The organism is Streptomyces sp. NPDC031100, assembly GCF_055570785.1.
Genome location: NZ_JBVIGN010000003.1, coordinates 361,237 through 374,505 on the forward strand (window position 1 = coordinate 361,237; position 13,269 = coordinate 374,505).

Annotated in this window: 12 protein-coding genes; 5 read left to right on the forward strand and 7 right to left on the reverse strand. The window is 71.8% G+C overall.

Going from position 1 to position 13,269, the window contains the following annotated elements; translation table 11 throughout:
* Positions 1 to 5 precede the first annotated feature (5 nt).
* Genes ACZ5DS_RS09485 through ACZ5DS_RS09500 form a run of 4 tightly spaced genes read right to left on the reverse strand, consistent with a single transcriptional unit; the run spans position 6 to position 4,348 of the window.
* On the reverse strand, positions 6 to 785 hold the full coding sequence (locus ACZ5DS_RS09485; RefSeq protein WP_468235495.1) for a CDP-alcohol phosphatidyltransferase family protein: 780 nt from the start codon (positions 783 to 785) through the stop codon (positions 6 to 8).
* The gene (locus ACZ5DS_RS09490) at positions 763 to 1,824 is read right to left on the reverse strand and encodes an iron-containing alcohol dehydrogenase family protein (RefSeq protein WP_468235497.1); all 1,062 of its coding nucleotides are present in this window, start codon (positions 1,822 to 1,824) and stop codon (positions 763 to 765) included. Before ACZ5DS_RS09490 ends, ACZ5DS_RS09485 begins: the two co-directional genes overlap by 23 nt.
* Positions 1,812 to 2,564: a phosphocholine cytidylyltransferase family protein gene (locus ACZ5DS_RS09495; protein ID WP_468235498.1), complete on the reverse strand. Its 753-nt coding sequence runs from the start codon at positions 2,562 to 2,564 to the stop codon at positions 1,812 to 1,814. The genes ACZ5DS_RS09490 and ACZ5DS_RS09495 overlap by 13 nt, the downstream gene beginning before the upstream one ends.
* Entirely contained in the window at positions 2,561 to 4,348 is a 1,788-nt protein-coding gene (locus ACZ5DS_RS09500) for a DUF5941 domain-containing protein (protein ID WP_468235500.1), read from the reverse strand. Before ACZ5DS_RS09500 ends, ACZ5DS_RS09495 begins: the two co-directional genes overlap by 4 nt.
* A 276-nt stretch (positions 4,349 to 4,624) precedes the next feature.
* Between ACZ5DS_RS09500 and galE the strand changes: the two genes are divergently transcribed.
* The 3 genes from galE to idi all read left to right on the forward strand — a co-directional run bounded on the left by galE (position 4,625) and on the right by idi (position 7,448).
* A complete protein-coding gene (galE, locus tag ACZ5DS_RS09505) occupies positions 4,625 to 5,596 on the forward strand; it encodes a UDP-glucose 4-epimerase GalE (protein WP_468235502.1) in 972 nt (323 codons plus the stop codon).
* A 136-nt stretch (positions 5,597 to 5,732) separates the two neighbouring features.
* Positions 5,733 to 6,674, forward strand: coding sequence for a cation diffusion facilitator family transporter (locus ACZ5DS_RS09510; RefSeq protein WP_468235504.1), 942 nt, complete (start codon positions 5,733 to 5,735; stop codon positions 6,672 to 6,674).
* 180 nt (positions 6,675 to 6,854) lie between these two features.
* Positions 6,855 to 7,448 carry an isopentenyl-diphosphate Delta-isomerase gene (idi, locus tag ACZ5DS_RS09515; protein ID WP_468235505.1) on the forward strand — a complete coding sequence of 198 codons (594 nt, stop codon included), beginning with the start codon at positions 6,855 to 6,857 and terminating at the stop codon, positions 7,446 to 7,448.
* Between the two features lie 7 nt (positions 7,449 to 7,455).
* On the opposite strand, the gene ACZ5DS_RS09520 is transcribed toward idi, so the two are convergent.
* The gene (locus tag ACZ5DS_RS09520; RefSeq protein ID WP_468236391.1) at positions 7,456 to 7,950 is read right to left on the reverse strand and encodes an ATP-binding protein; all 495 of its coding nucleotides are present in this window, start codon (positions 7,948 to 7,950) and stop codon (positions 7,456 to 7,458) included.
* Between the two features lie 243 nt (positions 7,951 to 8,193).
* Between ACZ5DS_RS09520 and ACZ5DS_RS09525 the strand changes: the two genes are divergently transcribed.
* Positions 8,194 to 8,949 (forward strand): enoyl-CoA hydratase/isomerase family protein, encoded by a 756-nt coding sequence (locus tag ACZ5DS_RS09525; protein ID WP_468235507.1) that lies wholly within the window; start codon positions 8,194 to 8,196, stop codon positions 8,947 to 8,949.
* Here the strand turns inward: ACZ5DS_RS09525 and ACZ5DS_RS09530 are convergent.
* Both ACZ5DS_RS09530 and ACZ5DS_RS09535 read right to left on the reverse strand, forming a co-directional pair.
* A complete protein-coding gene (locus tag ACZ5DS_RS09530; protein WP_468235509.1) occupies positions 8,936 to 9,571 on the reverse strand; it encodes a DJ-1/PfpI family protein in 636 nt (211 codons plus the stop codon). The two genes, ACZ5DS_RS09525 and ACZ5DS_RS09530, sit on opposite strands and share 14 nt — an antisense overlap.
* 31 nt (positions 9,572 to 9,602) lie before the next feature.
* A complete protein-coding gene (locus tag ACZ5DS_RS09535) occupies positions 9,603 to 10,562 on the reverse strand; it encodes a GlxA family transcriptional regulator (protein ID WP_468235510.1) in 960 nt (319 codons plus the stop codon).
* 168 nt (positions 10,563 to 10,730) lie between these two features.
* Between ACZ5DS_RS09535 and ACZ5DS_RS09540 the strand changes: the two genes are divergently transcribed.
* Complete coding sequence (locus tag ACZ5DS_RS09540; protein ID WP_468235512.1) at positions 10,731 to 13,136, forward strand: Tex family protein; 2,406 nt, start codon at positions 10,731 to 10,733, stop codon at positions 13,134 to 13,136.
* The last annotated feature ends 133 nt before the right edge of the window (positions 13,137 to 13,269 follow it).

Sequence of the window (13,269 nt, forward strand, 5' to 3'; positions counted from 1 at the left end):
GGCGCTCACCTCAGCCTGCTGGAGGCGAGGATGGACACCAGGTGCAGCAGGGTCTGCAGCAGGGCGATGGCGGCGAGGACGGCGGTGCCGAGCCGGGTGAAGAACAGGTCGCCGCGGGCCTGGTCCACGATCGCGAGGACCAGGATCAGCAGCGCGGCCTCGATGCCGAGGATGAGCCGGTGGAACTTCAGGGCCGAGGCGGCCCGGCGGGCCAGCGCCATGCCGGACGAACGCGGCTCGGACGCCGCCTCCTTGACCGGGGGCATCCCGGCCTGGTGCCGGGCCACGCCGACCAGGTCGGTCTCGGCCTTGATCAGGATCGCGCCGAGCGCGGCGAGGGTGCCGAGGAAGGCCCACAGCCAGTCGATGCGCCCGCTCCCCCACAGGTCGGCGGCGCGCAGACCGAGGCCGACCAGGACGGCCGCGTCGGTCAGATAGGCGCCGACGCGGTCCAGGTAGACCCCCCCGAGCGAGTACTGCTTCTTCCAGCGGGCGATCTCGCCGTCGACGCAGTCCAGCAGCAGGTACAGCTGGGTGGCGACCACGCCGAGCACGGCGCCCGCGATCCCCGGCACCAGCAGGGCCGGGGCCGCGAGCACGCCGCAGACGGTCATCAGGTACGTGAGCTGGTTGGGCGTGACCCTGGTGTTCACCAGGTAGCGGTCGATGCGCAGGGACACCTCGCGCATGTAGAGGCGTCCCGCCCAGTGCTCACCGCTGCGCCGGTCCTTGACCCCTGCGGGGTGGACGACCGGACGGAGTTCAGCTACCGATGGCCTTGACATAGTCGACGTAGATGTCCTTGATCTGGTTCGGCTTGAGGTCGAGGTGTTCGAGGATCGTGTAGCGGCCGGGCCGGGTCTCCGGGGCGAACTCGACGGCACGGACGAACTCGTCCACCGTGAAGCCGATCTCCTCCGGCAGCACCGGAAGCCCGTGCCGGCGCAGCACCTCGGCCTGGAACGCCGCCTCCTCGTGCGCTCCGCGCAGGTACATCGCGAAGGCGGCGCCGAGCCCGCACTGCTCGCCGTGGCTGGCGGCGCGCTTGGGGAAGAGCAGGTCGAAGGCGTGGTTGATCTCGTGGCAGGAGCCCGAGGCGGGCCGGGAGTCACCCGAGATCGACATCGCGATACCGGTGAGCACCAGCGCCTCGGCGAGCACCTGGAGGAAGTCGTTGTCCCCGATGCCGCCGGGGTGCCGCAGCACCGCCTCGCCCGCCTGGCGGGCCATGGCGGCGGCCAGGCCGTCGATCTTCTCGCCGTTGACGCGGTTGGACAGCTCCCAGTCCGCGACCGCGTTGATGTTCGAGATCGCGTCGCCGATGCCCGAGCGCACGAAGCGCGCCGGTGCCTCGCGGATCACGTCCAGGTCGATGACGACCGCGATCGGGTTCGGCACGCCGTAGGAGCCGCGGCCCGCGTCGTTGTCGAGGGTCGCGACCGGCGAGCACAGGCCGTCGTGTGCGAGGTTGGTGGGGACCGCGACCAGGGGCAGGCCGACGCGGGCCGCCGCGAACTTGGCGCAGTCGATGATCTTGCCGCCGCCGAGCCCGACCACCGCGTCGTAGCGGCCGGACCTCATCTCGCCGGCCAGCCGGATCGCGTCGTCGAGGGTGCCGCCGCCGACCTCGTACCAGGTGGCGCCCGGCAGCGAGGGGGCGATGCGCTCGCGCAGCTTCGCGCCGGAGCCGCCGCTGACGGCGACGGCGAGCCGGCCGGAGTGCGAGATGCGCTCGTCGGCGAGGACGCTCGCCAGGTCGTCGAGGGCACCCGGGCGGATGTCGACGACGACCGGCGAGGGGATCAGCCGGGTCAGTACTGGCACGCGATCTCCCGCCCGCGCGCGAGATCGTCGTGGTTGTCGATCTCGACCCACGACACGGTGCCGATCGGCGCGACGTCGACCTTGAAGCCGCGGTTCACCAGCTCCTGGTAGCCGTCCTCGTAGTACAGCTGCGGGTCGCGCTCGAACGTGACCCGCAGGGCGTCGGCCAGCTCGGCGGCGGCGTCGCCCTCGATGAGCGTGACACCGATGTACTCGCCGGTCGCCTCGGCCGGGTCCATCAGCTTGGTGATCTTCTGGACGCCCTTGGCGGGGTCCACGACGACCTTCATCTCCTCGTCCGCGAGGGATTTCTCCGTGTCCAGGGCGAGGATGATCTGCTTGCCGTCGCCACGGGCGGCGAGCAGCGTCTTCTCGACGGAGACCGGGTGCACGGTGTCGCCGTTGGCGAGGATCACGCCGTCCTTGAGGGCGTCACGGCCGCACCACAGGGAGTAGGCGTTGTTCCACTCCTCGGCCTTGTCGTTGTCGATGAGGGTGAGCTTGAGGCCGTACTTCTCCTCGAGGGCCGCCTGGCGCTCGTACACGGCCTCCTTGCGGTAGCCGACGATGATCGCGACCTCGGTCAGACCCACCTCGGCGAAGTTGCCGAGTGTGAGGTCGAGCACCGTGATCGAGTCCTCGGCGCCCTCAGGGCCCACCGGCACCAGAGCCTTGGGCAGAGTGTCGGTGTAGGGGCGCAGACGCCGTCCGGCGCCGGCCGCCAGCACGAGGCCGATCATGCGGTTTCTCCTTCATCGTGTACGGCGGGCGCCCCGGAGGACACCCAGAAGCGGATGCTCTCGACGAGCACCACCAGGGCGACGGCCACGGCGAGGACCGTGAGCGCGACCTTGAACTGCGAAGCGGTGAGCAGGGCGGCCAGCACGGTGACGAACAGCGTCCGCCCTTCCTGCCCCCCTATGGCGCGCACCAGCCAGGCCGGCGGCGCTCCGGCGTTTCCGCGGATGCGGTACACCGTGTCGTAGTGATGGTAGGCGACGGCGGCCACCAGCCCGAAAGCTGCAGGAAGGGCGCCGTTCACGTCCGCGCGGGCTGCCAGAACCAGAACGGTGCCGTATTCGGCGGCCCGGAACAGCGGCGGGACCAGCCAGTCGAGGGCGCCCTTCAGGGGGCGGTAGAGGGCCTGTCCCGAGGTGACGGCGTAGACGACGGCACCGGCGACGGGCGCCCAGGTGACCCCCGAGAACAGGGAGACGGCGAGGACGGAGGTGCCGGCCAGGGCCACCAGCAGCGGGGCGCCGAGGCGGGCGCGGGTGGCATTCGCCACAAGCCCCGCGAGCGGGCCGTTGTCGGCGAGGTCCGCCAGCGCCTGCGCGGCCCGGTCGGTACGCCGGGCCTTGCGGGTGACCGACCGCAGCACGCGGCCCGCGGTGGTGTACGTCGCGGCGAAGGCGCAGCCGATGAGCAGCACGTAGAGGGTGATCCGCGGGGTCGTGGCCGCCGTCAGCACGGCTATCATCGCCCACCGCTCACCTATGGGGAGCACTATCATCCGGCGCACCCAGACCGTCCAGCCGACGCTGTCCAGCCGGCCGGAGAGGGCCGCGGTGGGGCTGGTGTTGGCGGTGGCGTCGTGGTTGGCCTCGGTGAACGAGAAGTCCACGACGTGGCGGCAGGTCTGCAGGATCATCGCGCCGAGGGCGAGGGCCCACACGTCGTCGCCGCCGCGGGCCGCCCCGAGGGCGAGGCCTGCGTAGTAGGCGTACTCCTTGGCCCGGTCGAAGGTGGCGTCCAGCCAGGCGCCGAGCGTGGAGTACTGCAGGGAGTAGCGGGCGAGCTGGCCGTCGGTACAGTCCAGCACGAAGGAGGCGATCAGCAGCACGCCGGCCGCGATGAAACCGCCCCGGGTGCCGGTCGCCGCGCAGCCCGCCGCGATCAGGGCGGTGAGCAGCGAGGCGGTGGTGACCTGGTTGGGGGTCAGGCCCCGGCGGGCGCACCAGCGGGCGATGTAGCGCGAGTAGGGGCTGATGAAGAACGTGGTGAAGAAGCCGTCGCGGGACTTCACGGCCGACTTCAGACGTACGGCCTCGTCGTCGACGGCGGCGACGGCCTGCCGTGCCTCGTTGCGGGCCTGCGGGTCGGCCGGGACGGCGGCGACCAGGCTGCCCAGCTCGGGGCGGTGGACCTCGCTGCCGTCGGCGTCGAGCGCGGTGACGACGCGGTCGGCGACGCTGTCGACGGCCAGTGCGGTGCCGCCGCCGCTGGAGGTCTCGCGGGCCAGGGCCCGGGTCAGCGCCTGCCGGGCGGCCGGCTGGGCGGTGAGGGCGCCGGGGACGGCGGCGAGCGGGAAGCGCGGGTCGGTGAGGCCGAGGCGCAGGGCGTGCAGGTGGCCCACGAAGCGGGCGTCGACCAGGGCCACCCGCCGGTCGGCCGGGACGGCCGCGAGCTGGGTCTCCGCCTCGGAGACGTCGCCGACCACGTGCACGTCGAAGCCGAGGGACCGCAGATCGCTCTCGAGCGACGATCCGGGGACCGGCTGACCGGTGACGATGGCGGTCGACAACCGAACTCACTCCCTGGGTGCCGGCGCGGCGGCGCCGGTCTTCTGTGTGATGGGGCGCCCCTGCCTGCGGCTCCCGGGCGGCGTGTCGGCAGAGGGTATCCGATGGGCACAAGCCCGTGTTCACCGGCCGTTCACGGTCCGGCCCACGGGGGCTGCCCCGGCCTTTGCCGAGATCATCATCGGGGATCCGGGGCCCGCCCCACAAACCGTGAGCGCAGAACCGGGCATCCCCCATCATCACGGACAGGCGGACGGGTCGGCATAGGGTGGTCGACCATGACGTGGCTGATCACCGGCGGAGCCGGATACATCGGGGCGCATGTGGCACGGGCCATGGCGGGCGCCGGGGAGAGCGTCGTGGCGCTGGACGACCTGTCGGCCGCCGTGCCCGCGCGGCTGCCGGCCGGCGTGCCGCTCGTCGAGGGCTCGACGCTGGACGGGCAACTGCTCAAGCAGGTCTTCGCGGAGTACGGCGTCACGGGCGTCGTCCATCTCGCGGCGCGCAAGCAGGTCGCCGAGTCCGTAGCCCAGCCCACCCGCTACTACCGGGAGAACGTGGGCGGCCTGGCCACCCTCCTGGACGCGATGGCCGAGGCCGGTGTCGGCCGGCTGCTGTTCTCCTCCTCGGCGGCCGTGTACGGCAACCCGGACGTGGACCTGATCACCGAGGACACCCCGTGCGCGCCGGTGAACCCGTACGGCGAGACGAAGCTGGCCGGGGAGTGGCTGGTGCGGGCTGCGGGCCGGGCGCACAACATCTCCACGGTCTGTCTGCGTTATTTCAACGTGGCGGGCGCCGCCGCGCCGGAACTGTCGGACACGGGCGTGTTCAACATCGTGCCGATGGTCTTCGACCGGCTCACCCGCGACGAGGCCCCGCGGATCTTCGGTGCCGACTATCCGACGGCGGACGGCACCTGTATCCGCGACTACATCCACGTGGCCGACCTCGCCGAGGCGCATCTGGCGGCGGCCCGGCGACTGGCCGCCGACGACGTGGCGGGCGATCTGACCCTGAACATCGGCCGCGGTGAGGGCGTCTCCGTGCGCGAGCTGATCGCGGTCATCGGTGAGGTCACCGGCGACCGGCGGGCGCCCGTGGTCGAGGGGCGCCGCCCGGGGGACGCGCCGCGTGCGGTCGCCTCGGCCGAGCGGGCCGCCGAGACGCTCGGCTGGCGGGCCCGGCGCGGGGTGCGGGAGATGGTCGAGTCGGCCTGGCAGGGCTGGCAGGTGCACCACGGGAAGTGATCCGGCGAGGCCCTGACCAGCGGAACGTTTGCGCAGGTCAGGGCACATGACAACGGTGTTCAGTGCCGCGTTGCCCGATACCCCCCTCCCGTAGTTCACTGTCAGCTCGGGAGCAACACGGAAGGGTGGTTTCCTCATGGGGGCAGGGCACGACCACGGGCACGCGCACAGCCATGCGCCGCCCACGGGTACGGCCGCGGCCGCGTACCGCGGCCGGCTGCGCGTGGCGCTGGGCATCACGCTCACGATCATGGTGGTCGAGATCGTCGGCGGTCTCCTCGCGGACTCGCTCGCCCTGATCGCGGACGCGGCGCACATGGCGACGGACGCGGTGGGCCTCGGCATGGCGCTGCTCGCCATCCACTTCGCGAACCGCCCGCCGAGCACCAACCGCACCTTCGGCTACGCCCGTGCCGAGATCCTCGCCGCCCTGGCCAACTGCCTGCTGCTGCTCGGGGTCGGCGGATACGTCCTGTTCGAGGCGATCCAGCGGTTCTTCACCCCAGCGGACACCGCGGGCGGCCTGATGATCGTGTTCGGTCTGATCGGCCTGGTCGCGAACTCGGTGTCGCTGACGCTGCTGATGCGCGGGCAGAAGGAGAGCCTGAACGTGCGCGGCGCCTTCCTCGAGGTGGCCGCGGACGCGCTGGGCTCGGTGGCGGTGCTGATCTCGGCGACCGTGATCCTCACCACGGGCTGGCAGGCGGCCGACCCGGTCGCCTCGCTGGTCATCGGGCTGATGATCGTGCCGCGGACGCTGAAGCTGCTGCGCGAGACGCTGGAGGTGCTGCTGGAGGCGGCCCCGAAGGACGTCGACATGGCGGAGGTGCGGGCGCACATCCTGGCCCTGGACGGCGTGGAGGACGTGCACGATCTGCACGCCTGGACGATCACCTCGGGCATGCCCGTGGTGTCCGCGCACGTGGTGGTCAGCTCGGACGTGCTGAACGCCATCGGGAACGAGAAGATGCTGCACGAACTGCAGGGCTGCCTGGGTGACCACTTCGATGTGGAGCACTGCACCTTCCAGCTGGAGCCGGGCGGACACGCGGAGCACGAAGCCCGACTGTGCCACTGACCGTACGCACATCCGTTCGACACCGCGAGGCGATTCCCGGGGGTGTGCGCCGGGCACGATGATCTACCGGGCCCCCCATCGATGCCCCGCCCACGGGACATGCGGACGTGCCGGGAAGTGCCGGGAGTGCCGGATTCGTACGGCAGACTTGGGGTGCGAAGACCGAGGCGAAGGATGGGTATGCCGATCACACCTGCCACCGAGACGACCAGCTCGTCGAACGGCACCGCAGAGGCGATTTTGCTGGAACTCGTCGACGACAAGGGCGTGACGATCGGCACCGCGGAGAAGCTCGCCGCCCATCAGCCGCCGGGGCAGCTGCACCGGGCGTTCTCGGTGTTCCTCTTCGACGAGCAGGGCCGGCTGCTGCTCCAGCAGCGGGCGCTCGGCAAGTACCACTCCCCCGGTGTGTGGTCCAACACCTGCTGCGGCCACCCCTACCCCGGCGAGGCGCCGTTCGCTGCGGCGGCCCGGCGGACGTACGAGGAGCTGGGCGTCTCGCCCTCGCTGCTCGCCGAGGCGGGCACGGTGCGCTACAACCACCCGGACCCGGCCTCGGGCCTGGTCGAGCAGGAGTTCAACCACCTGTTCGTCGGCCTGGTGCAGGCGCCGCTCGCACCGGATGCGCAGGAGGTCGGGGCGACGGCTTTCGTGACGGCGGCCGAGCTGGCGGAGCGGCACGCCAGGGACCCGTTCTCGGCGTGGTTCATGACCGTGCTGGACGCGGCCCGTCCGGCGATCAGGGAACTGACGGGCGCGTCCGCGGGCTGGTAGTCCCGCCTCACATGAGGGTCACGGGTTTGAGCGGCAGGGCGGCCCAGATCACCTTGCCGCCGCTCGCCGTGTGCTCCACGTCGACCACCCCGCCCGCCTCCCGGGCCACCTCACGGACCAGCAGCAGTCCTCGGCCGCCGGTCTGGCCGTGGTCGGCCTCCAGGGCGGTGGGGCGGTAGGGGTGGTTGTCCTCCACGGACACCCGCACCCACTCGGCGCCGACGGCCACCTCCACGGCGAGCATCGGCGACAGCAGCGCCGCGTGCCGGACCGCGTTCGTGACCAGTTCGGAGACGATCAGCAGCAGGCCGTACACCAGGTCGTCGGAGACCGGTACGCCCTGGCGCAGCAGCAGGTCCCGTACGGCGCGCCGCGCCTGCGGGACGGAGACGTCCACGGCGGGCGCGGTGAACCGCCACACTCCCTCGTAGGGCAGTGGATCGGGCGGCCGCTCGGCGCCCCCCGCTGGGCGCGGGCCGTCCCCGCGCCCGTGGTTGTCCATCGTCCGGTCGCCACCCTCGCGCTCGATTGTCACCACACGTCGAGTGTTGGTAACAATCCGCTCCTCTCCGCAGGACTGAACAGAAGTCAGCTGGTATCGAACGGATCTGACCGTTGGCGTATGACATGGTCAGTTGTAGGACTGTTCCTGTCCCTGCGACGCCGGTTCGCGAACTCTTCGGGTTGTACGGGTTTGTTGGGCTGCTGTCATAGGCCTGGTGGGCAGGCCGATAGCATCCGGCGCATGGAGCCCCGCCTGTCGCACCACGTCGTCGACTCCGTCGCCACGGTCGTCATCCGTCATCCGGCCAAGCGCAACGCCATGACGGCCGCCATGTGGCGCGCCCTGCCGCCGCTGCTGGCCGAGCTGGCGGCGGACCCGGACGTGCAGGCCATGGTACTCACCGGGGAGGGCACGACCTTCTGCGCGGGTGCGGACATCTCCACGCTCCAGGGCTCGTCCGCCGAGGCGCAGTCGCTGGCGGTGGCGGCCGAGGAGGCGCTGGCCGCCTTCCCCAAGCCGACCCTGGCAGCGGTGCGCGGCCACTGCGTGGGCGGCGGAGCCCAGCTCGCGGCGGCCTGCGATCTGCGGCTGGCGGAGGAGGGCGCGCTGTTCGGGGTGACCCCGGCGAAGCTAGGCATCGTGTACCCGGCGTCGTCCACCCGCCGGCTGGTGTCGCTGGTGGGACCGGCCGCCGCCAAGTACCTGCTGTTCACGGCCGAGCTGATGGACGCATCAAGGGCGCTGCGCACCGGACTCGTGGACGAGGTGCTGCCCGAGGGCCAACTGGACAAGCGGGTCGCCGAGCTGACCCGGATCCTGGCGTCGCGCTCCCAGCTCACGCAGGCCGCCGCGAAGGAGTTCGCGAACGGCCGCACCGACCGGGACGCCCACTGGGCGGAGCAGGCGCGCGGCAGCGGCGACACCGCGGAGGGCGTCGCCGCGTTCCTGGAGCGCAGACAGCCGCGCTTCACCTGGAGCGTGCCTACACGAGGGTGAAACGGCTGCCGGTGCGGAACTCCGCCACGAGGTGCGCGGGCGCCTTGTCCGGGGAGCCCGCGTCGTACGGCGGCTGCGGGTCGTACTCGGTCAGCAGCTGGACGGCCTGGGCGTGCTCGTCGCCCGCGATCCTGCCGACCAGGGTGAGGCCCATGTCGATTCCGGAGGAGACCCCGGCGGCGGTGACGTACTTGCCGTCGGTGACGACCCGCTCCCCCGTCGGTTCGGCGCCGAACCCTTTCAGGAGGTCCAGTGCGGCCCAGTGGCTGGTGGCGCGCCGGCCCTTCAGCAGACCCGCGGCGGCGAGCAGCAGCGAGCCCGAGCAGACCGAGGTCGTCCAGGTGCTCGTCGCGTCGACGGTGCGCAGCCAGTCCAGCAGGGCGGGGTTCTCCAGCTGGGCCAAGGTGCCGGGGCCTCCGGCCACCACGACCATGTCGGGGCTCGTCACCTCGTCGAGGGCCTTGTCCGCGGTGAGGGCGAGAAAGCCGGTCTCGGTACGTACGGGACCGGGCCGCTCGGCGACGAAGTCGACCTGCGCGTGCGGGAGACGGCTGAGGACCTCGTAGGGTCCCACGACGTCCAGAGCGGTGAAGCGGTCGTAGACGACCATGGCGATGTGCATGGCGTTCCCCTTCGGTGGGCGGATGCCGGTTTCAGTGGGTGGAGGCCGGTTGGAAGCGCCTTCGGTACTCCGCGGGCGGTGTGCCGAGGGACTTGAGGAACGCGCGCCGCATGGCCTCCGGGGTGCCGTAGCCGCTGGCACGGGAGACCTCCTCGACCCCGTCGGATGTGTCCTCCAGGAGCCGGCGGGCGTGTTCGAGGCGGACGCGGTCGACGTAGCGGCCGGGTGTCATGCCGGTCTCCTCCCGGAAGGCGCGGGCGAAGTGGCGGGGCGAGAGCCGGGCTCGGGCGGCGAGCGACTCGACGCTCAGGTCGGCGGCGGGGTGCTCGTTGATCCATCGCTGGACCTCCCGGAGAGGTTCGCGCTGTGCGGTCTGGGCGGCGAGTTGGGCGCTGAACTGCGCCTGGTTGCCGGGCCGGCGCAGGAAGACCACCAGGTGCCGGGCGACCGTGAGGGCGACGTCCCGGCCCAGGTCCTCCTCGACCAGGGCGAGGGCGAGGTCGATGCCGGAGGTGACACCGGCCGAGGTGGAGAGCTCGCCGTCACGGACGTAGATCGGTTCGGCGTCGACCTCGACGGCCGGGTGGTTGCGGGCGAGGGTGTCGCAGTACGCCCAGTGGGTCGTGGCCCTGCGGCCGTCCAGCAGGCCCGCCTCGGCCAGCAGGATCGCACCGGTGCACACCGAGACCAGCCGCTCGGCGCGGGGCGCTCGTGCGCGCAGCCAGTCCGTCAGGCGCGGGTCGGGACGGCGGGTGCCCTCGCCACCCGGGACGAGCAGGGTGTGCGGCACGGGCGCGTGGGTGAGGGCCTCGTCCGGTACGACGGTCAGGCCGCTGGATGTCCGCACGGGAGCACCGTCCAGCGAGGCCGTACGGATGCGGTACGTCCCCGGGGAGTGCTTCTCCGCACCCGCGAAGACCTCCACAGGACCAGTGACATCGAGGCTCTGCACGCCGTCGAAGAGGACGACGAGAACGGTTCGCTGCGCCATGGTTCGATTCTTGGCGGGGGCACGGGATGGCGGCAATGACGAGTTTCCCACCTTTTCTGCCACACGGTGCCGGAACCGCCCTCGCCGCGGCGCCGCCCTGAGCCCCGGTTGTCGGTGTCACCTGCCACAATTGCCGCGCAACCTCAGTGGAGAAGGCGGTACGGGATCGTGACGACACCCGAGTCCCTCGAAGTAGGGTCCATCGAAGGCAGGATCGCCGAGGAACTCGGCGTACGGGAGCGGCAGGTGAAGGCCGCGGTGGAGCTGCTCGACGGCGGTTCGACGGTGCCCTTCATCGCCCGCTACCGCAAGGAAGCGACCGAGATGCTCGACGACGCGCAGCTGCGCACGATCGAGGAGCGGCTGCGCTATCTGCGGGAGCTGGAGGAGCGGCGGACCGCGATCCTGGAGTCGGTGCGCGAGCAGGGCAAGCTCACCGAGGAGCTGGAGGCGCAGATCCGGGGCGCCGAGACCAAGGCGCGGCTCGAGGACATCTACCTGCCCTACAAGCCCAAGCGGCGTACCAAGGCGCAGATCGCGCGGGAGGCGGGCCTGGAGCCGCTCGCCGAGGGGCTGCTGGGTGACCCGACCGTGGAGCCGCTCGCCGCCGCTGCCGCGTTCGTGGACGCCGACAAGGGCGTCGCCGATCCCCAGGCGGCGCTCGATGGCGCGCGGGCGATCCTCACCGAGCGGTTCTCGGAGGACGCCGACCTGATCGGCGAGGTGCGCGAGCGCATGTGGGTGCGCGGGCGACTGGCCGCCAAGGTGAAGGAGGGCAAGGAGGAGGCGGGCGCCAAGTTCGCCGACTACTTCGACTTCGCCGAGCCGTTCACCGAGCTGCCCTCCCACCGCATCCTGGCGATGCTGCGCGGCGAGAAGGAGGAGGTCCTGGACCTCGTCCTGGAGCCGGAGGAGCCGGCTGATTCCTCATCGGTTCCGTCCTCGTACGAAGGCATCATCGCCCACCGCTTCGGGATCGCCGACCGCGGCCGCCCCGCCGACAAGTGGCTGACGGACACGGTCCGCTGGGCCTGGCGCACCCGCATCCTGGTGCACCTCGGCATCGACCTGCGCCTTCGGCTGCGTACGGCGGCCGAGGACGAGGCGGTGAACGTGTTCGCGGCGAACCTGCGGGATCTGCTGCTGGCCGCCCCGGCGGGCACGCGCGCGACGCTGGGCCTGGACCCCGGCTTCCGTACGGGCGTGAAGGTCGCCGTGGTCGACGCGACCGGCAAGGTCGTGGCAACGGACGTGATCTACCCGCACGTCCCGGCCAACAAGTGGGACGAGGCGATCGCCAAGCTGGCGCGGCTGGCGAAGGAGCACGCGGTCGACCTGGTCGCCATCGGCAACGGCACGGCGTCCCGGGAGACCGACAAGCTCGCCGCTGAACTCATCTCCAAGCACCCGGAGTTGAAGCTCACCAAGGTGATGGTGTCCGAGGCGGGCGCGTCCGTGTACTCGGCGTCGCAGTACGCCTCGCAGGAGCTGCCCGGCATGGACGTCTCGCTGCGCGGCGCGGTCTCCATCGCCCGCCGGCTCCAGGACCCGCTGGCCGAGCTGGTGAAGATCGACCCGAAGTCGATCGGTGTCGGCCAGTACCAGCACGACCTGTCCGAGGTGAAGCTGTCCCGCTCGCTGGACGCGGTCGTCGAGGACTGTGTGAACGGCGTCGGTGTGGACGTCAACACCGCGTCCGTGCCGCTGCTGTCGCGGGTGTCCGGCATCTCCTCGGGCCTGGCCGAGAACATCGTGGCGCACCGGGACGCCAACGGGCCGTTCCGGTCGCGCTCCGAGCTGAAGAAGGTTTCGCGGCTCGGCCCGAAGGCGTACGAGCAGTGCGCGGGCTTCCTGCGCATCCGGGAAGGCGACGACCCGCTGGACGCCTCCAGCGTGCACCCGGAGGCGTATCCGGTGGTGCGGCGCATGGTGAAGACGTCCGGCCAGGAGGTCGCCGCGCTCATCGGCAACACCGGGGTGCTGCGCTCGCTGCGCCCGGCCGACTTCGTGGACGACACCTTCGGTCTGCCGACCGTCACCGACATCCTCAGGGAGCTGGAGAAGCCGGGGCGCGACCCGCGGCCCGCCTTCAAGACGGCCACCTTCAAGGAGGGCGTCGAGAAGATCTCCGACCTGTCGTCCGGGATGATCCTGGAGGGCGTGGTCACGAACGTGGCGGCCTTCGGGGCGTTCGTGGACGTCGGCGTCCACCAGGACGGCCTGGTCCACGTCTCGGCGATGTCGAAGACGTTCGTGAAGGACCCGCGGGACGTGGTGAAGCCCGGTGACATCGTCAGGGTGAAGGTCCTCGACGTGGACATCCCGCGCAAGCGGATCGCGCTGACGCTGCGGCTGGACGACGAGGCCGCGCCGCAGGGGCAGGACGGCAGGCAGCAGCGGGGTGGCGGCGGGCGGCCGCCGCAGCAGCGGCAGGGCCAGCGCGGCGGCCAGGGCCAGCGGCAGGGCCGCGGCGGTGACCGGGGCGGGCGTCAGGCGCCTGCGCCGGCCAACAGCGCGATGGCGGACGCACTGCGGCGGGCCGGGCTGCTGAACCCGAACGACGGGCGGCGCTGAGCCACGGGGGCGGGGGGGGGGGGGGCGGGGGGAGCCCGCCCCCCCCCCCCTCCCCTGCCCCTTCCCCCCCCTATCCCCCCCCCCACGCCTAAGCGTGGGGACAGCGGGTCCTGGAGCCCGGCCGTTGGTGTGG

What these genes read in the sequence shown, in the direction of transcription:
- ACZ5DS_RS09485 (WP_468235495.1), bottom strand. Translation starts at nt 785, where the DNA reads ATGTCAAGGCCATCGGTAGCTGAACTCCGTCCGGTCGTCCACCCCGCA.
- ACZ5DS_RS09495 (WP_468235498.1), bottom strand. Translation starts at nt 2,564, where the DNA reads ATGATCGGCCTCGTGCTGGCGGCCGGCGCCGGACGGCGTCTGCGCCCC.
- galE (WP_468235502.1), top strand. Translation starts at nt 4,625, where the DNA reads ATGACGTGGCTGATCACCGGCGGAGCCGGATACATCGGGGCGCATGTG.
- ACZ5DS_RS09510 (WP_468235504.1), top strand. Translation starts at nt 5,733, where the DNA reads ATGGGGGCAGGGCACGACCACGGGCACGCGCACAGCCATGCGCCGCCC.
- idi (WP_468235505.1), top strand. Translation starts at nt 6,855, where the DNA reads ATGCCGATCACACCTGCCACCGAGACGACCAGCTCGTCGAACGGCACC.
- ACZ5DS_RS09520 (WP_468236391.1), bottom strand. Translation starts at nt 7,950, where the DNA reads ATGGACAACCACGGGCGCGGGGACGGCCCGCGCCCAGCGGGGGGCGCC.
- ACZ5DS_RS09525 (WP_468235507.1), top strand. Translation starts at nt 8,194, where the DNA reads ATGGAGCCCCGCCTGTCGCACCACGTCGTCGACTCCGTCGCCACGGTC.
- ACZ5DS_RS09530 (WP_468235509.1), bottom strand. Translation starts at nt 9,571, where the DNA reads ATGCACATCGCCATGGTCGTCTACGACCGCTTCACCGCTCTGGACGTC.
- ACZ5DS_RS09535 (WP_468235510.1), bottom strand. Translation starts at nt 10,562, where the DNA reads ATGGCGCAGCGAACCGTTCTCGTCGTCCTCTTCGACGGCGTGCAGAGC.